We start from the raw sequence: 24,037 nt of genomic DNA on the forward strand, positions 1-24,037 counted from the left end.
ATGGTTGCCTCTCGGATCATTATTGTTATCGAGACTCAGGGTTAGGGGTGCAGCGGTGGATCAGCTCAATTCGAATAGATGGGCGTCGTCGGTACTCCAGTCAAAGCCGGTCATCTGGCCGGGTCGCAGTTGTTTGAAGAGGGCGTTGTTGGGCACTTTCACAATCAGCGGCTGCTGATTGCTCAAACTCAGATGCACCCGCAGGTGGTCGCCGAGGTAAACGCTGTCGGTCACCGTGGCCTGCCAGGGCATGCTTGCCACCGGACCCAAGCGAATGTTCTCCGGACGGATCACCAGTTCGACCCGTTCAGGTCGCAGGCCCTTGAGCGCTTTGGCGGATCCGGCGACCTGCAGGCCGTTCTCCAGAATCACGTCACAGGTCTGCTCATCACGATGCCGGGCGGTGCCGATCAGCACGTTGTTCTCGCCGATGAAGTTGGCGACGTAGGCGTTCTCGGGGTGCTCGTACAGCGCCATCGGCGAGCCGATTTGTGCGATGTCGCCCTGATGAAAGACGGCGACCCGATCGGACATCGTCAGTGCTTCGCTTTGGTCATGGGTCACGTAGACGATGGTCACGCCCAGGGATTTGTGCAGTTGCTTGATCTCGTACTGCATGTGTTCGCGCAGGTTCTTGTCCAGCGCGCCCAGCGGCTCGTCCATCAGAATGATTTCCGGCTCGAAGACCATCGCCCTTGCCAGAGCGACGCGCTGTTGCTGCCCACCGGAAAGCTCGGTGATACGGCGTTGCTGCATGCCGTGTAGCTGTACCATGTCGATGGCGCGCTTGACCTTGGCCTGCAAGTCCGTGCGATTGAGGCCGCGCATTTTCAGCGGGTATGCCAGGTTCTCTTCGACACTCATGTGCGGAAACAGCGCGTAGTTCTGGAACACCATGCCCATGCCCCGTTGATGGGCCGGTTTTTTCTGAATCGGCGTGCCACCCATGAGAATCTCGCCCCGGGTCGGGGTCTCGAAACCGGCGAGCATCATCAGCGTCGTGGTTTTGCCGGAGCCTGAGGCGCCGAGCAGGGTCAGGAATTCGCCCCGGCTGATGCCGAGATTCAGGTCCTTGATCACCAGCGTCTTGCCGTCATAGCTTTTTTGAACGCCGTTGAACTCGATCAACGGCAGGGTGGTGTGAAGGACCGCGGCCTTGGCGTTCATCACAGCAACCATCCGTTGGCCAGAGCGACGACATTCAACGCGCGGGTCAGGCGGGCGACCAGTTCGCTGATCTCGTCGGCGGTGATGATGAACGGCGGCGCCAAGGCGATGGAGTCGCCCATATTGCGCACAATCAGGCCTTGCTCCCGGGCAGCCCGCTCGACTTGCGCGCCGATGCCGAGGTGCGCCGGGAAGGATGCACGAGTGGTTTTGTCCGCCACCAGTTCCAGCCCGGCGACCAAACCGACGCCGCGCAGCTCGCCGATCAGCGGGTGCGCCAGCAACGGTTCCAGTTGCTGGTGCAGCAAACGGCCCAGCTCTTCGGTGCGTTGCGGCAGGTGCATTTCCTGGTAGATGGTCAGGGTTTCCAGCGCCACTGCGGCCGCAACCGGATGGCCCGAGTAGGTGAAGCCGTGGCCGAAGCCGCCCAGTTGTTGGCTCTGCTCTTCGATGGCCTGATACACATTGCCGGCGACCACCACGCAGGAGATGGGTTGGTAACCCGAAGACAGGCTCTTGGCGCAGGCCATCATGTCCGGGGCAAAGCCCAATGTTTGATGACCGAACCACTGACCCGTACGGCCAAACCCGCAGATGATTTCGTCGGCCAGAAACAGAATGTCGTGCTTCTTCAGCAGCGCTTGCACGCCCGAGAAGTAACCCGAAGGTGGGACGATCACGCCACCGGCGCCCATCACCGGCTCCGAGATGAACGCGGCGATGGTGTCGGCGCCTTCCATTTCGATGCGTTGCTCCAGCTCCCGCAGCAGCCGCTCGGTGAACTGCGCCTCGCTTTCGCCCTCAGCGCCGTAGCGATAGAAGTGCGGGCACTGCACGTGCAGGACGCTATTTTCCAGCGGTAAACCGAAGGCCGCGTGCATGTTCGGCAACCCCGACAGGCTGGCGCCCATCACCGTCGAACCATGGAAGCCTTTCTGATGGGCCATGATCTTGCGCTTGCTGCCATTGCCGCGAGCGCGATGGTATGCCCAGGCGAGCTTGATCATCGAATCGTTGGCTTCGGAGCCTGAGCAGGCAAAGAAAATCTTCGGCTGTTCCAACGGCACCAGGCTGGCAATGCGTTCGGCCAGCTGTGCGACCACGTTCGGCACCCGATGGTTGAACGTGTGGTAATAGGGCAGGACGGCCATCTGGCGCTGCGCCGCATCCACCAGCCGAGGGTTGGAAAACCCCAGCCCCGCGCACCACAAGCCCGACATCCCTTCGATGTACTCGCGGCCGTGTTCATCCGTTACGTAGATCCCTGACCCTCGCTCGATGACCAGCGGACCCTGCTGCTGATGCGCCCGCAGATTGGTCTGCGAATGCAGGTGAAAGCGCACGTCCGTGCGGGCCAATTCGGTGAGGTGAGGGGTAGTTTCCTGCATCATCAAAAGCCTCGTTGAGCGTTACTGATCACTTATAACTTATATGATTGACACCGAATTCAACGTCACGCAAGCCCTCGGCAAGAAAAAATAAAAACATCGATCGGTGGTTGATTCTACAAAATATAAATTATAAGTTGTAAGAAGAAGGCCGCATCAGGCTTCGATCAACCCACTCAGGAGTGCCCTCATGCCCGCTGAAAATATTGCGGTTCGTGATCCCGTAACGCCGTTGACGCCCGAGCAGATCGCTCGTCTGAAAGAGCGCGCACTGTTCGTGCGCCTTGAGACGGTGCGGCTGATTTCCATCGCCAAGGTCGGCCACTACACCTCGGTGTTCTCCTGTGCGGAGATTTTTTCCGCGCTGTACTACGACGCCATGCGCCTCAAGCGCGGTGAGCCCAAGTGGCCTGACCGCGACCGGTTTCTGATGGGCAAGGGCCACGCGGCTGTCGGCCTGTACCCGCTGTTGGCCGACTGGGATTTCTTCGACAAGGCCTGGCTGGATGACTACACACGCCTGGGCAGTCCGCTGGGGGATCACCCGGACATGCGCAAGGTGCCGGGGGTGGATTTCAGCTCGGGGTCCATTGGTCACGCCTTGTCGGGCGGCCTGGGCATGGCGCTGGGCGGGCGTTTGCGGGGCAATGCTTTTGACGTCTACGTGCTGCTGGGCGATGGCGAGATGCAAGAAGGGCAGGTCTGGGAAGCGGCATTGGCGGCAGCGCATCACAAGACCGGCAATCTGATCGCCATCGTCGATCGCAACGGCTACCAGCTCGACGGCAAGGTCGATGATGTAGTGGGCATCGAACCGCTGGCCGACAAGTGGCGGTCCTTCGGCTGGGACGTCCGGGAAGTGGACGGCCATGACGTGGCCGCCATGGCGACGTTGTTCCGCGAACTGAAAGCCGAGCCTGCGCGGGAACGGCCGGTTTGCGTGATCGCCCTGACCGCCAAGGGCAAGGGTGTGGAGTACATGGAAACCGAACCTGGCTGGCACCTGGGCTGGCTTGCGCCGGAAGACGAAGTGCGGGCCATCGAAGAAATCAAAGCCAATGGAGGTGTTCAATGAGTGCGCCAGTCAACCCGAAAAGCTGGCAGTACCGCCAACTGAACGCGATCAATCCGGGCCTCGACTATTTATCGGAAGGGCTGCTCGATCTGGTCGCCGACGGCCATCCCATCGCTGTCGGAACCGCCGATTTGCAGTACTCCAACGGCCTGAACCGCTTCGCCGAGAAACACCCTGAGCTGTTCATCCAGTTTGGTATCGCCGAGCAGAACATGGTCAGCGCCGCAGCCGGCATTGCCACCACCGGGACCATGCCGTTCGTGGCCACCTTCGCATCATTCCTGGCGTTGTTGTGCTGTGAGCAGATCCGCATGGACGTGGCGTATTCGGCCTTGCCGGTGCGTCTGATCGGACATCACACCGGCATCAGCCTCGGCTTCTATGGCACCTCGCACCACGCCACTGAAGACATCGCGATCATGCGCAGCATCGCCGATCTCACGGTGGTCGCCCCGGCGGATGGTCCACAGCTGGCAGCCGCCATTCGTGCGTCGATTCACCATCCGCAGCCGATTTATTTCCGCATCGGACGCGGTCAGGAACCGTCTGTTTATCCGGCGGACGTCACCTTTGAGTTCGGCAAAGCCATCGTGCATTCCGTGGGCCGCGACGTGACGCTGATTGCCACGGGCAGCATGTTGCACCCGACGCTGGAAGCCGCCAAAGCACTGACTGAAAGCGGTGTTGCGGTCGGCGTGATCGACATGCACACCCTCAAGCCCATCGATCGCGAGGCGATCCTGAACGCTGCCGCTGGAACGAACCTGCTGATCACCGTCGAAGAACACAACGTGCTCGGCGGCCTGGGCGGCGCTGTGGCCGAAGTGCTGGCCGATGAGGGCGCCGGTGTGCGTCTGCTTCGCCATGGCATTCATGATGAGTACAGCCTCATCGCGCCGCCGACCCATCTTTATCGGCATTACCGGCTGGATGCGGCAGGCATCGAGGCGGTCGTCCGCGAAGCGTTGGCCAACCATTCAGGCAAGGAGCAGCGCCATGTCGGCTAACCAAGCGTGGTATGCCCGGGCAGAGAAGGTTTTGCCAGGCGGTCATCTCAGTCCCAGCCGCAAACTCGGCCAACCCTATGCATTCGTGCGCGCGGAAGGGGCGTATCTGTTCGACGCCGACGGTCATCGCCATACGGATTTTCACTGTGGATTCGGCGCCCATGTCCTGGGACACGGCCATCCGGCCATTCGCGATCGCGTCTTCGAAGTGGCGCAGCGCATGGACTTGATGGGGGCGGGCATCACTGATCTGGAAGTCGAAGTGGCCGAGACGCTTGTCAGTTACATCCCGTGTGCGGAGCAGATTGCGTTTTGCAACAGCGGCTCGGAGGCGACCTATCACGCGCTGCGCCTGGCGCGGGCAGCCACGGGGCGTAAACGGATCATCAAATTTCAAGGCGGCTACCACGGTTGGCACGATTACGTCGCCATGAACGGCCAGACCGCCAGAGACCGGATCGGTCAATTCGATCCGATGTCCGACGGCATTCTCCACGCCGCCGCCGACTACACGGCCGTTCTTCCTTATAACGATGCCGAGGCGGTCGAGCAGTACCTCAAGGCTCATCCGGGGGAGGTCGCCGCCATCATCGTCGAGCCCATCGCTCACAACATGGGGGCGGTGGCGGCGACGGACGCTTTCCTCAAAGACCTGCGCAGCCTGACACGCGACCATGGCGTCGTGCTGATCTTCGATGAGGTGATCACCGGTTTCAGGCACGCCCTGGGCGGCTATCAATCGATCGTTGGCGTGACACCGGATCTGGCCACGTTCGGCAAGGCGGCCTCGTCGGGCTATCCCGTGGGGTTCATAGCCGGGAAACGTGAGTTGATGCACTTGATCGGTCTGACCGGTCCCAAGGGCGTCTTCATGGGCGGGACCTGCAATGGCACGCCTTCGACCCTGGCGGCGGTGCAGGCCACCCTCGAAGAACTGGCGCGCCCCGGGACATACGAGAAGCTGTTCGAGTCGGGCGACTACCTGCGCGCGCAACTGGACGCCATCGTGCAGCGCTTGGGCATTCCGGCCCAAAGCGCCGGTTATGGGTCGGCCTGGCTGCTGTATTTCTTCGAAGGGCCGTACCGCCAATACACCGATCTGTTGCGCAATGATGATGCGCGCGACCTGGCGTTTCGTCGGGGCTTGATCGAACAGCGTCATATCTTCCAGCCGATGCAACTCAAACGCTTGTACCTGTCGACGGCCCATACCCGGGAGATACTCGATGAGTCCCTCGGGGTGATCGAGGACGTCTTGAAAACCCTGGTCTAGCCGTTCATGTCGCGATGCGCCGAAGACAGCGTGGCAGCCGCCTTCGGCGCTGGCGATCATCGGCACCCCAGCGCCTATATGTTATAAGAGGCGCCTCATCGCTTATGGGTGTGCAAGCCGCCGTGCCGCCATCCGGGACCGAAACCATCAGGAGCTAACTGTGCAGATTCAACCCTTGGAGCAAGGCAACCTTTCGGCTCGGGCGTATTTTTCGATTCGTGAAGGGCTGATCGCCGGGAACTTCAAGCCGGGTGAACGCTTGGTCATGCAGGACCTTGCAGAGCGACTGGGCACCAGCGTCACACCGGTGCGTGAAGCGTGTTTGAGGCTGGTGAGCGAGCGTGGTCTGGAACTCCGCTCCGGCCGGTTTGCCACGGTGCCCGCATTGACCCGGGCGCGCTATCTGGAGGTCCGTACCATCCGCATTGCGCTGGAAGGGTTGGCCGCCGAAATGGCCACCCATCATGTGACCGACGCCGACCTGGCCAGGCTTCTGGAGCTGCACAATCTGTTCGAAGAAGCCGATCGAAAGAACGACGGGCTGGCCGCCATGCATCACAACCGAGAGTTTCACTTCACGCTGTACAGGCTCTCGGGCATGGACATGCTTACCGCTCAAATCGAGGGGTTGTGGGTCTCCATGGGGCCGATCCTCAATCTGTTCTACACCTTTGGCCACAACTCCTACATCGGGGCCGACGAGCATTTGGTGCTGATGGATGCGCTGCGAGATAAAAAACCCGCGAAGGCGCGCAAGGCCATCGCCGACGACATCCTGCGCGGCGGCGTCAGCATCCTGAAGTTCATCGATGAAACCGAGGACAAACCGGTTTGACCTCGACGAACCCCAGACCGTAATCGATCTTGCGCAGGGTTCAGTCAGGCACTGACCGTGTCCTGTCGGCAGCCATCAGGCGAACGCTTGCGTGTCTGACCTGACGCTTGCGCGCCTGCGAAGGGTGTCGCCATGTGCCTTGGCAAGCCTGCCAGACCGCTCAAGGAACGCTGCACAGTCAAGGTCTGCGAAAGCGTTCAGCGCCGCCGCGTCGCGCGGCGGCGTCATCAGCAGACGGTCTTCAGATTCGCCGCCTTGATCTCGCTCAGAAGCCACTTGCGGAATACGTCCGCTTCCATGGCATTGCGCATGCTCGACGAGCGGATCAAGTAATAGGAAATGTTTTCAACCGTGAACGCCTGGTCGTTGAAGGGCGCGACCAGTCGTCCGTCCCGCAGTTCGTTTTCAGCAAGAATGTCACTTTCCAACACAACCCCTAAACCGTTGACGGCCGCTTCGATTGCCATTGCCGACCTGTCCAGCCACAAGTCGTGGGCGGGCTTGATGGCGAGATTGCCCAGACGACGAAAGTAGTCGATCCAGTTGAGCGGGTTGTTGGAGTGGATGAGCGTCACCTTTGCCAGATCCTGCGGCGCGCGCAGGCCGAGTTGTTCAACCAGTTGCGGGCTGCACAACGGCCTGAGACGTTCGACGAGCAGCGGTTCGACAAACTTCACACCGGTTGGTTGAGGGCCATGGGCGATCGCGATGTCGTAGCGATTGGTATCGAGTTCGTGGGTGTGCAGCGTGGCGAGGCGTACCTGGAAGTGAGGATTGGCTTTCAAGAAACGCTCAAGACGAGGCTGTAACCATTTCACGGAAAAACTGTTCGGCACAGCGATGTTGAGAAAGCTGTTCGACGATTGCGGGGCGATCACACTCGTCGCATTGGCCAGCATGCCAAAAGCTTGCTCCACTTCCCGGGCATAGGTATGACCGGCCACCGTGAGCACGGCATGCCCTGCGTGGCGGTTGAACAGCGGCACGCCAAGAAAATCCTCGAGCTGGCGAATGTGGTGGCTGACCGCTGACGTCGTGATGCCAATTTCCAGCGCGCCCTGAGTGAAGCTGCCATGCCGTGCGGCCGCTTCAAAAGCGATCAGCGATTTCATTGGCGGCAAGCGAGCGCGACGCGTGCTGTCCACAAGATCAGCTTCATCGACCGCTGCTTTTTTCGGAATGGCACCCATGTTTCCCCCTACGCCCAATCGCACTGTGAACAGGGAGAAAGCAAGTTCTACGCCACAGGTCATCACGGATTGATGAAGGTCCAGGCCGGACACGCTTCAAGTCACTGCGAAAGCGGGTGGTGTTCGCAGGCGTTGTTCGCAGGCGTCGTTCGCAATCCTGGGCGTATGAGGCTCAGGTTGGTCGCCCCATGCAGAAACCGCAAAGGGCGTGCACCGGGCTGGTGCGACGGGTCTGGAGTCAACGGCAAAGGGTAGGAAAGGATCAAGCGGTACGCCGCCTCCCTCATGGCGCAAGGGGGGCGGCCGAAGGGCAGTCACTGACACGACGTGAAAAATTTGATCAATTCGGCAGCCAGCAATTCAGGATGCTCTTCCGGGATGTAATGCCCACATTCCTCGAACACGCTCCCTGACAGTTGCTCACACAGGGGCTTCATCAATTCAAAAATATCCGGTGCGCTGCCGACATCGCCACCGATGGCCAGGGCAGGGGTCTTTATCTTGTTGGCGAACAGCGCCTTGTTCTGGCGAATGTCCTCTTCCACCGCCCGGTAGTAGCCGAGCATGCCACGCAGTCCGCCAAGCGACGCATACGCCTTGACGTATTCATCGACGTCCGCAGGCTCGAACGCGGTCATTGCGTTGGCTGTTTTCTTGTTGAAGAACCACTCGATCATGACCCGTTCCTTGCCAGACAGCAGGGCTTCCGGAAGGTCGGCCACCGAATTGAAAAGGAAATGCCAGCTTTTCCAATTCGACGGCGAGGTGACCGACACTTCTGACTTGAGCGTGATGCCGGGAATATTGCCGTCGATAAACACGATACCGTCCAACTGATCGGCGTAATCGTGGGCGTAGGGATAGGCGATCCAGGAGCCTATGTCGTGACCCACGTAAAAGTGACGGCCAACGCCGATGGTTTTCAGCACATCATTGATCCGCCGCGCTGCGGTTTGCGTGTCGTAGCCGCTCATAGGCTTGTCTGAATATCCCTGGCCTGGCAGGTCGATGGCGATGGTCCGGTAATTGTCCGCCAGTAAGGGTTGGATGCGCCGCCATGCATAAGCGGTCTGCGGAAACCCGGCAATAAGGACCACTGTCGGCCCGACGCCACCCTCTACCATGTGAAAACGAATATCGCCGCTTTTAACAAAGCGCCGTGTAAATGTTTTCCCGCCCAGCTGTATCTCACCTGCCATTGCTCATGCCCTCTTATTTCTAAAGTGAAATAGCGTTCGTGTACTTACACACCTTGGAAACCAACAAAGATGTGTTCAGGTCCGGCACTTTCGCGATCAAGAATTTCAGACATTTTGATCATTGTAAATATAGTAATTCCTCACTTTTAGGCTGATGAATTTTACTCAACAGGTGTGTTTTTTTTCAACTGGCACATGTACGGGCGACTCTCTAGACTCGGGCTGGAACACCTCAGCAGTGCCTCATCATCAACACGAATGTAAAGAGGGATTGAACAATGAAAGTGATCAAGCGGTTGAGCATCGCGCTGGCGATGGCCACTGTATCCGTTGCGCAGACACAAGCATTCGCTGTTGATTGGGACTTCGCCACCGCGAATTCGCCGGGAAATTACCAGACTAAAATCGACGAACAATTCGCTGCAGAGGTTGCCGCAGCCACCCATGACGCCGTGAAAATAGCGGTACACCCCGGTGGTCAACTGGGGTTCAAGGGGCCTGAGATGCTTGCCGCCGTGCGAGACGGACTGGTGCCGATCGGTTCCTTCCAAATGACTCAGCAATCCGGCCTGGTGCCTGTCATGGGCGCATCATCACTGCCTTATGTGGTGTCCGGGTTCGACGAAATGAAAGTCTTTAGAACCGTCAGCAAAGGGTTTTATGACGACGTGTTCAAACACTACAACCAGAAGTTGTTGTTTGTCGTACCGTGGCCGAGTCAGAACGTATTTTCAAAAGTCGAACTGTCGAGCGCGGATATTTTCAGAACCATGAAAATTCGGACCACCGACCGAGCAGGCAGCGACTTTTTCCGAAGTTTGGGCGCTTCTCCCGCACAAATACCCTGGGGCGAAGTGGTACCCGCCCTGGCAACCGGTGTGATTGACAGTGTATCGACGTCGACCTCTTCAGCAGTGGATGGTCAGTTCTGGGAATTCCTGAATTATTGCAATGTGGTCAATTGGCAGACCAACTTTGAAGTGGTCACCGTCAATCTGGATGTGTGGAATGATTTAAGTACGGAAGATCAGAAGCGTATTGAAGACATTGCCACGCGCTTGGAACCGGTGTTTTGGGACATGGCGAAAGCCGAAGACAGCAAGAATATTGAAACGTTGAAATCCCATGGCATGCACGTTATGGCTCCGCCGTCCACGGTGCTTGATTTCATGGCGGCAAAAGGCAAACCGACGTGGTCGGCCTTTCAACAGTCTGTGCCCGCCTCACAACCGCTGCTCAAACAATACTTGACCGATGTCGGCAAGTAAGGAGGTGCGTGTGCCTATCAAGGAGAAAAGTCTTTCCCCTGACGAAGGCTGCGACGTCAGGCTCTCAGCGAACGACAAATCGAGTGCGCGGTCATCGAGGATGATCGCTGTAAAAGCAGCTCTCAATGTCGTCGATAAGTTGGCCCGGCTCGACGGTTGGCTCGGCGCACTCTGCCTGTTTTTGCTGTGCGCCATGATGATTATGGGCATCGTGGTCAGGACTTTGTCCGCTTGGGTGCCCTGGTTACCGCGGGATATTCCCGTTGCCTGGGAGTACAGCTCGTACCTGATGGCCGTCACCTTCACGTTTGGCGCAGCGCTGACCCTGAGAGCAGGGGGCCATATCCGGGTCAGGGTGCTATTGGCGAACCTTTCTCCATCGAAGGCCAAGATCGTTGAAATGATCGCCGCATTGGCAGGGCTCGCGTTTGCAGTGTTTTTCACGTGGGCAATGGCACACTTTTCGTTCAAAGCCTTTATAGCGGATGAACGCTCATTGGCCAGTAACACGCCACTATGGATTCCACAGGCCTTTATTGCCCTGGGTGCGTTGTTATTGGCGCTGCAATTACTTGCTCGGCTGGGGCAGTTGTACTTGGGCGAGCCTCTCGAGGACAAAAATATCATCCGCTAGTTATCCGACCTGACAGCAGGGGTTACGTAAATGGGCACAATACTCGCAACGATCGGCGCCATTTTATTTGGCGGCCTGTCCATCGGAATATGGGTGGGATTGACACTGGCGATAACAGGGTCCTTGGCACTGTTCATTTTCAAGTCCGTCCCGGTGGATCGGCTGGTTTCGCAATACGCCTGGAACGTGATGACCAACCAAGAGTTGCTAGCACTTCCGTTGTTCATCGTGATGGGCGAAATTCTTTTTCGCACGCGTATTTCATCGGCGCTGTTCAAAGGGCTGGCGCCCTGGGCCAGTTTGTTACCGGGTAAGTTGCTGCATTCCAATGTGATTGGCTGTTCGATATTCGCGGCGATTTCCGGCTCATCGGCGGCCACCACACAAATTGTCGGCCGTGTGACGTTGTCGGAGCTCGAGAGTCGCGGATACAACAAGGGCATCTCGATGGGCAGCCTGGCGGGCGCGGGTACGCTGGGTTTTCTGGTGCCCCCGTCCAATATCATGATCGTCTATGGCGTATTGGCTCAGGTGTCGGTTCTCAAGTTATTCGCCGCGGGCCTGGTCCCCGCGATCATTCTGGCGCTTTGCTTCATGGCCTGGATCGTGATTCATACGACATGGAACAAGACGCTGGTGCCTGCTGAAGATCATCTGCAAGCCATGACCTGGGCAGAACGTTGCGCAATGCTCAAGTACCTGGCACCCGTGACTTTTTTGATCTTCACGGTGCTGGGCAGCATGTACGGCGGGCTCGTAACCCCTTCCGAAGCAGCGGCCATGGGCGTTGTTGGGGCACTGATCATTGCCGCGTGGCAACGTGATCTGACCTGGAGCAAGCTCAAGGAAGTCGGTTTCGGCGCAGTCACCACCTGTTCGATGATTGCATTGATCATCTTCGGCGCATCGATTCTGGGCAGCGCCTCGGCATTTCTGGGGATAGGTCATGCCGCCTCATCGTTTGTCGGGCAGTTCAATTTATCGCCCTTCATGTTGTTGCTCGTGCTGTTTCTCGGTTACATCCTGCTGGGGTCTTTTCTCGAAGGCTTTTCCATCATTGTGATTACGCTGCCGATTGTATTGCCCATGGTGACAGCGGCCGGCTTCAACGCGATATGGTTCGGTATTTTTCTGGTGATTGTCGTGGAGATTGTTCAAGTGCATCCACCCATCGGCTTCAACTTGTTCGTTATTCAGGGCATTACCGGCGAAAAACTGTCAGCGGTGACACGCGCCACATTACCTTATTTGGCCATTCTGATTCTTTTCGGTGTTGCGCTCATCGCGTTTCCGCAAATAGTGCTCTGGCTTCCGGAGCAACTCGGCTTCAAATAGGCGTGGGCCTGCTCGTGCCATAAACGAGCACTTTGCTCCATTCGATAATTACACTTGATCAATGGGATTTAACGATGTCCAGGTTCGCTATTTCAATTGATATTGGTGGCACCTTTACTGACTTCGTACTGCTGGACAGTGCACGAAATAAAGTAAAGACGGCCAAAGTACTGAGTACCCCCGGGCGTTCTGACGATGCCATTTTTGCGGGACTTTCGATGTTGCAGGACACGGCACAACTGGAATTATCCGATTGCGACATTTTTCTGCACGCCACGACGGTCATCACCAATGCCGTCATCGAGCGGCGTGGCCAGGACTTCATACTGCTGCACACCGAAGGCTTCGGGACAACGCTGGAAACCGGTCGCGAGCATCGGTACAACGTTTCCAACCTACGCCTGGCGTTCCCCAAACCACTGGCACGCCATGGGCTGAAGATTCCAGTCCAGGAACGTATCTCCTACACGGGCGAAGTTGTGCAGGCGCCCGACAAGGCGTTAGTGCTCAAGCACGTGCGGCGCATGGTGGAAGAGACCGGCGTCAAGAACTTCGCGATCTGTTTCTTGCACTCGTTCCAGAATCAGGCCCACGAGTCGGTCGTGGCACAGTGGATCATCGAAGCGTTTCCCGACGCGTTCGTCTCGACCTCCAGCGCGGTAGCACCCCGCTCGGGTGAGTACGAGCGCTGGATCACCTGCGCGGTCAACGCGTACACCAAGCCATTACTGGGCGAGTACGCCAAGCGTCTGGTCGACAAAACGCAGAAGGCGGGCTTCGAGGGTCGGCTGCTGATGATGACGTCGTCGGGGTTGCCGTTGCCCATCGCGCATTGCGTGAGCACGCCGGCGCGGCTGATTGAATCCGGCCCGGCGGCCGGGGTGCTGGCTGCTCGCGAAATTGCCGCACGCAACCGTGACGCTGCCAGTGAAAGCCCGGTGCCATTGGTGTTGGCGTATGACATGGGAGGCACCACCGCCAAGGGCGCGTTCCTGATCGCAGGTCGCGTCGACGTTGAGGCGGGGCTTGAGGTGGCGCGCGAAGGGGCGTTCGAGGCCGGTAGCGGTTTCCCGTTGATGATCCCGGCGCTGGACCTCATCGAGATCGGCGCTGGCGGTGGCAGCATTGCCGAAGTCGACGAGCGTGGTGCTATCGCGGTGGGCCCTCGCAGCGCAGGTGCCGTGCCTGGCCCGGCGTGCTATGCACGGGGTGGCGAGAGCGCGACGGTCACCGACGCCAACCTCTTTCTGGGTTTCCTGGGCGAGGAAAACTTCCGCAACAGTGGCATCGATGCCACCCGCGCGCTGGCCGAACAGGCGATCCAGAACACCATTGCTCGCCCGCTGGATATTTCCGTGGAGCGCGCGGCGATTGGCATCCATCGCACCATCAACGAGAACGTCGCCCGGGCGTTTCGCGTGCATGCCGCGGAATTGGGTATCGACTACCGTCAGGCCACCCTGGTGACTACCGGGGGATCGTCGCCGGTTCATGCCTTGCCCATCGCGCAGTTGTTGTCCATCCGCCGGGTCATTTTTCCATTTGCCGCAGGTGTGGCATCGGCCATGGGTCAGTTCTCCAGCAGCGAAGGGATTGTTCTGCAGCAAACACATGAAGTCGACCTCGCGGAACTCAGCGGCGCCGTGCTCGCCCGTGAAGTCAACCGTCTGGTCGAGGCTGAGCCTTACGCTCACCAACTGGTGCGAACCGGTGCGCAGACCGTCGTCAAGCTGGGGATGCGCTATGAGGGACAGGATTCGGAAGTCACCGTCGAGGTGGGCACTGACGGGGCGTTCCTGGATTACGTCGCCATCAAGGACAGATTCCTGGCGGCCTACAAAGAAGTGTTCGGGCTGAATTTCCCCGACTACGGGATTGAGGTCAGCACATGGGTGGTGGAAGTGTCGCGTCCTGAAACGCTCAAGGCGGTACGCGACTTCACGTACGACGCGCTGACCCCGGACGCCACCCTGGAGAAAGCTCCACGACACTGTTTTATCAAAGTCGCCGAGACCGAGGCCTGGACGCAAGTGCCGGTTTTCAACCGATACGCGCTGCCCATCGGCTGGCGTACCTCGGGGCCTGCGCTGGTGGAGGAGGCTGACACCACTATCTACATCCCTGCTTCGGTTGACGCTTATATCGCGCCGACGCTCGACCTTATTGCGGAGTTGAAATCGTGATTGAACAGGCAACGATTGATCCGGTAGATGCCGGAATTATTTGGTCTCGTTTCGTATCGGTCACTGATGAAATGGTGTCCGCGATGGAACGCACGGCGTTTTCGACCATGGTTCGGGCCAGTGGCGATTTTTCCTGCATGATGTTCGACGCCCGAGGCAAGCTGATCGCGCAGGGCGCTACCAGTGTGCCGTCGTTCACCGGCACCGGGCCCAGCACGCTGGGACACATTCTGGGTATCTTCGATCCTGCGCAGATGCACGACGGCGACATCATCGTGACCAATGATCCCTGGATCGGTACCGGTCACACGTTTGACATTAACGTGGTCAAGCCAATCTTTCTGAACGATGTCATCGTGGGGTACTGCCTGACGGTTTCTCACCTGGCCGATGTGGGCGGGGTCGGAATGGGGTCTGTGGCCAAAGACGTGTTCGAAGAAGGCTTTTCGCTGCCGCCGGTGAAGTTGTTCGATGCGGGCCAGGAAAACCAGTTCGTCTTTGATTTCATTCGCAGCAACGTCAGGACCGTCGACTACGTACTGGGTGATATCTACGCCAACGTCGCCGCTTGTAACGTCGGGGCGCACGGTCTGGTGAAGATTCTGCTGGAGCACAATCTTTCGACCACCGTCGACGCTGCCGATGCCATCTTCGCCCTCACGCGCAAGTCGATCCAGGCCAAGGTGGACGCGATGCCAAGAGGGCAGTTCTCAGCGGCCATCCCGGTGGAGGGCGGCACGGGCTTTCCCGATATCACCCTGGCTGTAAAGGTGACGCTCAGCGACAGCGGATTTCTCTACGACTTCGACGGAACAGACCCTGTCGTCGCCCGTGGCGTCAACGTGCCGATGTGCTACACCCGAGCGTTCTGCTACTTCTGCACTAAGGTGCTGGTGGCGCCGAACATTCCCAACAACCAGGCGATTCTGGATTTCGTGTCGATCCAGGCGCCCGACAATTGCATCCTCAACGCGCTCCGGCCTCACCCGACCGGTGCTCGTCATGTGTTCGGTCATTTCGTCGGCCCGCTCATTTTCAACGCGCTGGCGGACGCATTCCCGGACGATGTTCAGGCCGACTCCGGGATGGTCTTCCAAATGAACCTGCGCGGACAGACACGTGCGGGCAAGCGCTACTCCTCGATCTATTTTTCGGCCGGTGGTTACGGCGCGCTCGCCGGGTATGACGGTCGTGCCGCGCTGCCTGCGCCGGCCAACATCATCGGCGGCTCGGTAGAGTTTTGGGAGAAGCAGCTCAGCTGCACATTCCTCAGAAAGGAGGTGCTGAAGGACACCGGCGGGGCAGGTGAATTCCAGGGGGGGAACGGGCAGGTGTTTGCCATCCGAAATGACACAGGGCAGACACTGGAGGCGTCCTTCATGGCGTCGCGCACCAAGATCGCGGCAAAAGGCTTCGCCGGAGGGGCCAGCGGCGCTCACCGTTTCGTTCTGGTCGATGGCGTCGAGACCGATCCGAAGGCGCGGGTGGTTGTGCCACAAGGCGGCATCGTCGAAATTCACGATGCCGGGGGAGGGGGTTACGGTGATCCGGCCTTGCGCCCGATCCAGGATATCGAGCACGACCTGGAAGCAGGTCTGATCAGTGTCGGGTTCGTGGAACAGCATTACCCGAAACAGGCGCGGCAGCTTGGCTCGAGCGACCGCACGGCCGTGAAAACCCGCTGATCAGACAGACGAACTGACGCCGCGCGCTTCGTCATCATGTGCCGATGGGCGCGGCGCCTCGACCGAGGTACAAAAACTTGAACATGTCACCCTCGATTGTTTTGCTGCACGCCACGCCCGTCGCGATGGCCCCGATCATGCGGGCGTTCGCCTCGCAGTGGCCAGAGGCTCAAGTCAGTCATCTGCTGGACGAAGGCTTGACCCACGACCGGGCCAGATCCACGGAACTGACCGAGGATGTGATCCGCCGTTTCGTTCGGCTGGCCGAATACGCCTATGACCGGAAACCGGACGCGATCCTGGCCACCTGTTCTGCGTTCGGGCCAGCCATCGAACGGGTTGCCGACACGCTGCCAATTCCCGTCTGCAAACCCAACGAGCCGATGTTCGACGCGGCCCTCGGCTGCGGAAACCGGATTGCGATGATCGCAACGTTCGCCCCGTCGGTGGTCACGATGGAGGCGGAGTTTCATGACGCGGCCAGACGCTCGAATCCGCTGGCAACGCTGACCAGCGTCGTCGTACCCGATGCGATGAAGGCTTTGCGCGCGGGCGATGAGCAGACGCACCACCGGCTGATTGCCGAGCGCGCTGCGATGCTCGAAGGGTATGACGCAATCATGCTTGCGCATTTTTCCACGTCGAGTGCGGTGGCCGCTGTGCAAGCGAACGTCGCGTGCCCTGTGTTCACCGCACCCGAGAGTGCGGTGTTGCAACTGCGCAGACGCCTCGGCACGTAACGACACGCGGTTCCTCATGACTGTTTAACACGCGTCGCAAAAGGCGGTGCGGGCACGCGCTCGCCTGCGTCGACTGTTTGTGCGCGCAAAACGACCAATGTCGGAGTGGGTTATATGAACGAAATGGACACCTCAAGACCGTCAATCACATTGATGAGCACGCTGGCCATACAAGGGGCATTGGTCGACGTCATCATTCCAAAGTTTGAGCTATTGACCGGTATCAAAGTTAATTTGCAGCTCGACCCCACCAACGTGCTCATCCAGCGGATCCACGGGGGCGAGCGGGCCGACATGATCGTCGCGGTGTCAGCCGACATTACGTCGTTGGAAGCCCTCGGCGTATTGACGGAGAAGGGCACCCACGCCTTGGTCACAACCTGCGTGGGCCTGGGAATTCAAGAGGATTCCAGGCTATTTCCCCTTGCTTCGGTCGATGACCTGAAGACCGCCCTGATCGAGGCCAGATCGGTGGTGTATTCACGGACCGGGGCCAGCGGTGTTTATTTCGCCAGCCTGCTCGAACGGCTGGGGATCGCTGCACAGGTCAATGCCCGGGCCACGATTGTCGAGAAAGGCTTGACGGGCGAATCCGTGGTGTCGGGTGTCGGCGACATTGCCGTTCAGCAACTCAGTGAACTGGCCATCGTCCGCGGTCTGAAAACCGTGGGTCCTCTGCCCGAAGGAGTGGGCCACGTGACCCAATTTTCGGTCGGTCGATTCGCGGCCGACCAGCACAACCTCGACGTTCAGCTATTGAGTGACTGGCTGGTTTCTCCCACTGCCCAGGCTGCCTACGAACAGTACGGTCTGAGTTTCCAGGGCTGAGTCGATCTGATCCTGCGAGCCTGATCGGCCCCAGGAATGGAGCCCCGCTGTCTTACTACCCAACAGGAGTAATGTCATGACATCAGAAACACCGGCAAACGCAGCCAGCACCTATGTCACAAAAGTGCTCGTCTTCGGCGGCATGGCCTACGTCAGCGGACAGTTGCCGCGAGAGAAAGGCGCGATCAAATATTTCGGCAAGGTCGGCGAGCAGGTCGCGCTGACTGCGGCGCAGGACGCTGCGGCGTTGTGCGCCCACGGGTGTCTCGACGCGCTGGATCAGGCGCTGGGAGGGCGCGAGCGAATCGCGCAGATCGTCAAACTGACCGGATTCGTCGCCTGTGCTCCGGATTTCACTGCGCTGGGTCAAGTCGTCGACGGGGCATCGAAGGTGCTCGTCGATGTCCTCGGTGCCGCCGGCCAGCATGCGCGCAGCGCCATAGGCGTGCAACAACTGCCCCATGGGGCAACCGTTGAGGTGGAGCTGGTGGTCGGTCTCAAATGACCATTATCGAGGTGTCGTTCACCTCATTCATCAATGGATGATCCGTATCATGGAAACCCCTGAATCACCACCGCTTCGATATGCCGCCAACCTGAAATGGCTGTTCACCGAATTGCCGTTCCTGGACCGCTTTGCTGCGGCGGCAGAGCAAGGGTTCGATGCCGTGGAGTTCGCATCGCCCTATGAATTCGCAACTGGAACGCTGCGCCAGGCGCTGCAACGCGAAGGCTTGGTGCAGATTCTTATCAACACGCCTGCCGCCCCACCGGGGCAGCAGGGGGAGAATGGTTTTGCCTGTATACCCGGTCAACGGGTGGCATTTCGTGAAGGTGTACGCAGGGCCTTGCATTACGCAACCGAACTGGATTGCGGGCTCGTTCATTTGATGGCGGGGCGAGTAGACCCGCAAGACAGCCCGGAGGCCGCGCAGCATGTGTTTCGGGAGAATCTTGCCTGGGCAGTTGACGCGGCAAAGGGCTCGGGCGTGCGTTATGTGCTCGAGTGCCTGAACCAGACCGATGCACCGGGTTATTTTTTCAAGGGGCTGGACGAGACCGTCCGGGTCATCTCGGGTTTCACCCCCGAGCAGGTGGGGCTGTTATTCGATGCGTATCACTGCCAGATGAGTGGCGAGAACGTCGTCGAGGCGTATCGACAGCACGCGGCCATCGTCCAGCATGTTCAGTTTGCCGATGCGCCTGGTCGTCATGAACCCGGTACGGGAGAGGTGCCATGGTCCGCATTGGGTCAGTGTCTGCGGCGTCATGGCTACGCCGGATGGGTCGGGTGCGAATATCGCCCCCTGACGTCCACCGTTGACGGACTCGGTTGGCGCTCGTCGGTTTAACCGCGTGTGCCGACTGGGCATCGATTCAGCAGTCAAAACGCACCAAGGGGCCGTCGCGCGGACTCAAGCCAGCAAACTTAGAGGGGTGATCTAACACGCCTGGGTGATCCGCCCCAGGCATTTCATTACCTTATGTACGCGTAGCGATCTGCGTCCCGCCAATACAATCGGTAGCCCTTACCCATCCCCACCTTCCGTTTCTGACAGTGCTGCACAGGCGCGGAGCTCGCCGCTGCCTGCCAAAAAAACACAGGACACTCCCGCCAACAGACTTGTGCTTTGGTTGTAATATGTTTATAACAACATGACGTTGGCGTTGCGAAGTCACAATAATAAGGAGACAACATGACCGCATCCATTCTCAGGCAGCAGCTTGCCGAGCCCGGCATGATCATCGCGCCGGGGGCTTATGACGGCATCGGTGCACGGCTGATCGAACAGGCAGGCTTCGGTGCGGTGTACATGACCGGTGCCGGTACCTCGGCCGCGTTGGGCTATCCGGATTTCGGTTTGCTGACCATGAGCGAAATGGTGGCGAACGCGGCGGCCATGGCTAACGCGATCTCGGTGCCGCTTATCGCCGATGCTGATACAGGCTATGGAAACGAGCTCAATGTCACGCGTACGGTTCGCGAGTACGAGGCACGGGGGGTGGCCGCCATCCATATCGAGGACCAGGTCTCGCCCAAGCGGTGTGGTCATCTCGACGGCAAGCAGGTGATTTCGCGCGAGGAATTCGTCTCGAAAATCACCGCTGCCGTGGAAGCCCGGCGGGGCACTGACTTCGTGATCATCGCCCGAACGGACGCACGTGCCATGCACAATCTGGACGAAGCGATCTGGCGCGCCAATGCCGCGCTGGACGCTGGCGCGGACGTGGCGTTCGTCGAGGCGCTGCAGTCGTTGGAAGAAGTGGTCGTTGTGCCCTTGCGCGTACGAGGCCCTTGCTTGCTGAACATCGTGCCGGGTGGTCGGACCCCTGTGTACGACCTGCGGCAGGTCGAGGACATGGGCTACAAGATGGTGCTGTTGCCCGGCCTGATGTTGAAAGCCGCGATCGAAGCGGGCGACGCCGCGCTCGCCGCGCTCAAGGCCAGCCACATGGCCCCTAGCGCCACCGAGTCCGTCGCTGAAGTGTTTCGTCGCTTCGGTGCCGATGAATGGGATGCGCTGCGCACGCGTTTCAACGCTGGCGCGGCGATGGGGCGCTGATCATGGCTCGAACACTATTCGACAAATTGTGGGACGCGCACGTCGTACGTGAGCTGGGTGATGGCTGGGCGTTACTGCACATCGATCGTCATCTGCTGCACGACCTTTCCGGTCCGCCTGCGCTGGCAGCGGTCGCCGCACGTGGCCTGCCGCTGCACAACCCGGAGCTGGTTTTCTCGACGCCTGACCACGCCGTTTCCAGCCAGCCGGGGCGAATTGCCACGACGTATCCGATTGGCGGCAGGTTGCACGCCGAGCTTAAACGCAGCAGCGACGAGATGGGTGTGCGCCTGTTTGATTTGGGGCAGCCGGGGCAGGGCATCGTGCACGTCATGGGGCCGGAGTTGGGTATCGTATTGCCCGGCTTGACGGTGATTTGTGGCGACAGTCACACCTGCACCAATGGTGGCCTCGGCGCCATGGCGTTTGGCGTGGGCTCGTCGGAAAGCACCCATGCGCTGGCCACCCAGACGCTGCGTCAGCAGAAACCGAAACAGTTGCGCATTCGCTGCGAGGGCGAGCTGCGTGCCGGTGTCACGGCAAAAGACCTGGCGCTGCATATCATCGGCAAGTTGGGGGCCGCAGCCGGTGTCGCATCGGCCATCGAGTTCGCCGGTCCGGCCATCGAAGCGATGGAGGTGGAAGGGCGCCTGACGCTGTGCAACCTTTCGGTTGAATTGGGTGCACGCTTCGGGATGGTGGCGCCGGACGAGCGCACGTTCGCGTTTTTGCGTGGCAAACCGTTCGCGCCGACGGGCGAGGCATTCGATGCCGCCGTTGAGGATTGGCGTCAGCTGTACAGCGACGAGGATGCTTACTTCGATCGCGAAGAGGTGATCGATGCGTCTTCGGTGCCTCCGACCATCACTTGGGGCACCAGTCCGGAGCATGCGATCCCGGTCGATGGGCATGTGCCCGATCCGAATGATGCGGCCAATGCGGCCCAGCGCGACACGCTGCTGGCGGCGCTGGACTACATGGGCCTGACAGCAGGGCAGGCTATCGCAGGCACGCCCATCGACTGGGTGTTTATCGGTTCCTGTGCCAACTCTCGATTGTCCGACCTGCGTGCCGCTGCCGACGTGGTGCGAGGCAAGCGTGTGGCAGAGCGCGTTACCGCCTGGGTCGTACCGGGATCGGAAATCGTCAAGCGCGCCGCCGAAGCCGAAGGCTTGCACGACGTGTTCATCGATGCCGGTTTCGCCTGGCGCGAGCCCGGTTGCAGCATGTGTGTGGCCGCGAACGGTGAGCAGGTGCCACCGCAACAACGCTCGGTATCGACGTCGAACCGCAACTTCGTCGGACGCCAGGGGCCTGGGGCCAGGACGCATCTGGCCAGCCCGGCAATGGCCGCTGCTGCGGCTATCGCCGGGGCGATCACCGATGTCAAGGAGGTAGACCCATGCGCCTGAAACCCTTCACGGTCGTCAGCGGACCCGCTGCACACGTGCCGCGCGCCAATATCGACACTGACGTCATCATCCGTATCGAACGTCTGACCACCTTGACCAAAGACGACCTCGGTCCTTACGCATTCGAAGCGTTGCGCTATCGCGAAGACGGCAGCGAGGACCCGGCGTGCGTGTTCAATCAACCGGCGTTTCGCAATGCACCCTTTCTGCTGGCGGGCGATAACTTTGGTTGCGGTTCTTCACGTGAGCCTGCTGTGACGGCCCTTCAGGCCATCGGCATCCGTTGCGTCATCGCACCGAGTTTCGGCGATATTTTTTTCAGCAATTGCTTCCTGAACGGCGTGTTGCCCATTCGGCTGCCCAAAGCTCAGATCGATGCGTTGGCCAGTGCCTGCGCCAATGGCGAACCGCTGACAGTCGACCTGAACGCGCTCAGCATTCAGGCCCGTGGGGGCCTCACGTTCACCTTCACGGTCGATGCGCTACGCCGAGAGGCTTTGCTTCAAGGGCTGGACGATATCGGCTTGACGTTCCGGGACGCGGCTCTGATTGCCGAGTGGCAGAACAGTGACCGTTTACGCAGGCCGTGGGCCTGGCCCGTGGCATGAGTCGCCCCTCGGACGCGATGCGCGGGAGGAGGGAGGCTGGCGAGGACGCCGCCGTGAGCCCGGAGCTGAGTGAGGTCTCGATCAGTTCCGGGTACGCCGCCAGGACGCGCTTTGCTTCAATGAGGGCGACGGCCAACCGAAACAACGACAATAATAAGCGGGAGTCATTTGTATGCGTGAACACATCCTGGATGCACCGGCCATGACGACCGAGACGTCCGCGTCTCATGCGGTGTCGGCCGCTGAAATCGCTGCACGGCTCGATCGGCTTCCTGCGACGCGGTCGATCTGGTTGATGGTGCTGCTGCTATCGCTAGGTTCTTTTTTCGAATTCTACGAGCTGATATCCACGGCTTATGTGATGCCGGGGTTGATCAAGAGTGGCATCTTCAGCACCACGACCCAGAGCATGTTCGGCATGACAGGAGCGGCCAGTTACATCGCGGCCACGCTGGTCGGGATCTTCCTCGGCGTATTGCTCCTCGGGCCGGTCACCGACCGCATGGGGCGCCGAGCGGTTTTCACCTATGCGTTGCTGGGTTACTCCCTCGCGACGGCCATTTTGGCGTTTCAGACGGATGCGTACACCCTCAGTTTCTGGCGTCTGATCGTGGGCGTGTTCTTGGGAGTGGAGCTCATCACCATCGACACCTACTTGAGCGAGATTGTGCCGCCCCAGATCCGCGGACGTGCCTTCGCGATCCTCAGGACATGCAGTTGGATCGCGGCACCGGTTGTGGCGCTGATCGCTTACCTGTTGGTGCCCATTCAAGTATTCAGCATCGATGGCTGGCGCTGGGTGTTCTGGATCGGCGCAAGCGGGGCGTTTTTCGTCTGGTTCCTGCGTCGAAATCTACCCGAAAGCCCTCGCTGGTTGGCCACTCGCGGTCGCTTCGATGAAGCACACGCGGTCTTGAGCGAGATCGAAAACAAGGTACGGCGGGATTACGGCGCAGCGCTTCCCCAGCCCGTGCCTGCGGCGGTAATCGATACCGGTGAAGCAATCAAGTTTTCCGGCCTCTGGAGCAAGCCTTATCGCACTCGTACGCTGATGTTGCTGGTGTGTCAGGTGGGGATGGGAATCGCGTTGTATGGCTTTACCTACTGGATGCCGACGTTTCTGGTGGAACATGGCATCGGCATCACCAAAAGTCTGGAGTACAGCCTGATCATTTCCTGCATGTACCCGCTTGGCCCATGCATTGCGGTGTTCTTCGCCGATCGCTTCGAACGTAAATGGCAGCTGCTGTTCGTGGGCAGTCTGTTGATCGCAGGCGGGGTGTACTTCGTTGATTTGCGCAGCGCGGCCTCGCTGATTGCAGCCGGTTCAGTCGTCACGTTGGCGATTGCTGTGGTGCCTATGGTGGTGCACACCTATCAAAACGAATTGTATCCAACGCGTCACCGCGCGTTAGCGACCAGTATCGTGGTTGCAGTCGGGCGCCTCGGCGGGGCCGTCAGCGGGTTCTTGATCGCCGCTGCGCTCAGATACGCCGGTGTGACAGGCGCGCTCACGGTGATTTGCGGCGCAATGGCGGTCTCGATGCTGGCGGTTGTGATGTTTGGGCCGAGAACCCGGGGCCGCTCGCTGGAAGAGCTGAATAAAGAGTGACCGATCGTTTATTTGCTGCTGAACGTAAACCATG

The 24,037-nt window shown here is 59.5% G+C and carries 21 protein-coding genes; 17 read left to right on the forward strand and 4 right to left on the reverse strand.

Annotation, left to right across the window (positions count from 1 at the left end; translation table 11 throughout):
• Positions 1-60 precede the first annotated feature (60 nt).
• Together B3N48_RS16910 and B3N48_RS16915 are read right to left on the reverse strand one after the other, a co-directional pair.
• Entirely contained in the window at positions 61-1,167 is a 1,107-nt protein-coding gene (locus B3N48_RS16910; protein ID WP_296185632.1) for an ABC transporter ATP-binding protein, read from the reverse strand.
• A complete protein-coding gene (locus B3N48_RS16915; RefSeq protein ID WP_296185634.1) occupies positions 1,167-2,558 on the reverse strand; it encodes an aminotransferase in 1,392 nt (463 codons plus the stop codon). Before B3N48_RS16915 ends, B3N48_RS16910 begins: the two co-directional genes overlap by 1 nt.
• Before the next feature lie 187 nt (positions 2,559-2,745).
• Here B3N48_RS16915 and B3N48_RS16920 point away from each other — a divergent pair, with 187 nt between their 5' ends.
• The 4 genes from B3N48_RS16920 (at position 2,746) to B3N48_RS16935 (ending at position 6,745) form a co-directional block, all read left to right on the forward strand.
• Positions 2,746-3,630 carry a transketolase gene (locus B3N48_RS16920; RefSeq protein ID WP_296185636.1) on the forward strand — a complete coding sequence of 295 codons (885 nt, stop codon included), beginning with the start codon at positions 2,746-2,748 and terminating at the stop codon, positions 3,628-3,630.
• A complete protein-coding gene (locus B3N48_RS16925; RefSeq protein ID WP_296185638.1) occupies positions 3,627-4,637 on the forward strand; it encodes a transketolase family protein in 1,011 nt (336 codons plus the stop codon). The genes B3N48_RS16920 and B3N48_RS16925 overlap by 4 nt, the downstream gene beginning before the upstream one ends.
• The gene (locus tag B3N48_RS16930) at positions 4,627-5,910 is read left to right on the forward strand and encodes an aspartate aminotransferase family protein (RefSeq protein ID WP_296185640.1); all 1,284 of its coding nucleotides are present in this window, start codon (positions 4,627-4,629) and stop codon (positions 5,908-5,910) included. The genes B3N48_RS16925 and B3N48_RS16930 overlap by 11 nt, the downstream gene beginning before the upstream one ends.
• A gap of 160 nt (positions 5,911-6,070) precedes the next feature.
• Positions 6,071-6,745 carry a GntR family transcriptional regulator gene (locus B3N48_RS16935; RefSeq protein ID WP_296185642.1) on the forward strand — a complete coding sequence of 225 codons (675 nt, stop codon included), beginning with the start codon at positions 6,071-6,073 and terminating at the stop codon, positions 6,743-6,745.
• 227 nt (positions 6,746-6,972) lie between these two features.
• Here the strand turns inward: B3N48_RS16935 and B3N48_RS16940 are convergent, their stop codons facing one another.
• Positions 6,973-8,028 carry a LysR substrate-binding domain-containing protein gene (locus tag B3N48_RS16940; RefSeq protein ID WP_296185644.1) on the reverse strand — a complete coding sequence of 352 codons (1,056 nt, stop codon included), beginning with the start codon at positions 8,026-8,028 and terminating at the stop codon, positions 6,973-6,975.
• 221 nt (positions 8,029-8,249) lie between these two features.
• Positions 8,250-9,134: an alpha/beta fold hydrolase gene (locus tag B3N48_RS16945; protein ID WP_296185646.1), complete on the reverse strand. Its 885-nt coding sequence runs from the start codon at positions 9,132-9,134 to the stop codon at positions 8,250-8,252.
• Between the two features lie 278 nt (positions 9,135-9,412).
• On the opposite strand from B3N48_RS16945, the gene B3N48_RS16950 reads away from it, so the two are divergent.
• The 13 genes from B3N48_RS16950 to B3N48_RS17010 all read left to right on the forward strand — a co-directional run bounded on the left by B3N48_RS16950 (position 9,413) and on the right by B3N48_RS17010 (position 24,003).
• Complete coding sequence (locus B3N48_RS16950) at positions 9,413-10,402, forward strand: TRAP transporter substrate-binding protein (RefSeq protein ID WP_296185647.1); 990 nt, start codon at positions 9,413-9,415, stop codon at positions 10,400-10,402.
• A gap of 10 nt (positions 10,403-10,412) precedes the next feature.
• Positions 10,413-11,036 carry a TRAP transporter small permease subunit gene (locus tag B3N48_RS16955; RefSeq protein WP_296185648.1) on the forward strand — a complete coding sequence of 208 codons (624 nt, stop codon included), beginning with the start codon at positions 10,413-10,415 and terminating at the stop codon, positions 11,034-11,036.
• Positions 11,037-11,066: 30 nt separating this feature from the next.
• A complete protein-coding gene (locus tag B3N48_RS16960) occupies positions 11,067-12,371 on the forward strand; it encodes a TRAP transporter large permease (protein ID WP_296185650.1) in 1,305 nt (434 codons plus the stop codon).
• Between the two features lie 74 nt (positions 12,372-12,445).
• A complete protein-coding gene (locus tag B3N48_RS16965; protein WP_296185652.1) occupies positions 12,446-14,554 on the forward strand; it encodes a hydantoinase/oxoprolinase family protein in 2,109 nt (702 codons plus the stop codon).
• Positions 14,551-16,239: a hydantoinase B/oxoprolinase family protein gene (locus B3N48_RS16970; protein WP_296185654.1), complete on the forward strand. Its 1,689-nt coding sequence runs from the start codon at positions 14,551-14,553 to the stop codon at positions 16,237-16,239. Before B3N48_RS16965 ends, B3N48_RS16970 begins: the two co-directional genes overlap by 4 nt.
• 101 nt (positions 16,240-16,340) lie before the next feature.
• Positions 16,341-16,979, forward strand: a complete 639-nt coding sequence (locus B3N48_RS16975; protein WP_296185657.1) for an arylsulfatase — start codon at positions 16,341-16,343, stop codon at positions 16,977-16,979.
• A gap of 114 nt (positions 16,980-17,093) precedes the next feature.
• The gene (locus B3N48_RS16980; protein ID WP_296185658.1) at positions 17,094-17,807 is read left to right on the forward strand and encodes a substrate-binding domain-containing protein; all 714 of its coding nucleotides are present in this window, start codon (positions 17,094-17,096) and stop codon (positions 17,805-17,807) included.
• Positions 17,808-17,883: 76 nt separating this feature from the next.
• Complete coding sequence (locus B3N48_RS16985) at positions 17,884-18,312, forward strand: RidA family protein (protein ID WP_296185661.1); 429 nt, start codon at positions 17,884-17,886, stop codon at positions 18,310-18,312.
• 49 nt (positions 18,313-18,361) lie between these two features.
• Positions 18,362-19,159 carry a hydroxypyruvate isomerase family protein gene (locus tag B3N48_RS16990; RefSeq protein ID WP_296185664.1) on the forward strand — a complete coding sequence of 266 codons (798 nt, stop codon included), beginning with the start codon at positions 18,362-18,364 and terminating at the stop codon, positions 19,157-19,159.
• A 345-nt stretch (positions 19,160-19,504) separates the two neighbouring features.
• Positions 19,505-20,371, forward strand: a complete 867-nt coding sequence (locus B3N48_RS16995) for an isocitrate lyase/PEP mutase family protein (RefSeq protein WP_296185666.1) — start codon at positions 19,505-19,507, stop codon at positions 20,369-20,371.
• Positions 20,371-21,783, forward strand: coding sequence for a 3-isopropylmalate dehydratase large subunit (leuC, locus tag B3N48_RS17000; protein WP_296186173.1), 1,413 nt, complete (start codon positions 20,371-20,373; stop codon positions 21,781-21,783). The genes B3N48_RS16995 and leuC overlap by 1 nt, the downstream gene beginning before the upstream one ends.
• Entirely contained in the window at positions 21,774-22,391 is a 618-nt protein-coding gene (leuD, locus tag B3N48_RS17005) for a 3-isopropylmalate dehydratase small subunit (protein WP_296185669.1), read from the forward strand. Before leuC ends, leuD begins: the two co-directional genes overlap by 10 nt.
• Positions 22,392-22,563: 172 nt before the next feature.
• A complete protein-coding gene (locus tag B3N48_RS17010) occupies positions 22,564-24,003 on the forward strand; it encodes an MFS transporter (protein ID WP_296185670.1) in 1,440 nt (479 codons plus the stop codon).
• Positions 24,004-24,037: the final 34 nt, after the last annotated feature.

The sequence above is a fragment of the Pseudomonas sp. UBA1879 genome (assembly GCF_002338065.1).
Taxonomy (GTDB): Bacteria; Pseudomonadota; Gammaproteobacteria; order Pseudomonadales; family Pseudomonadaceae; genus Aquipseudomonas.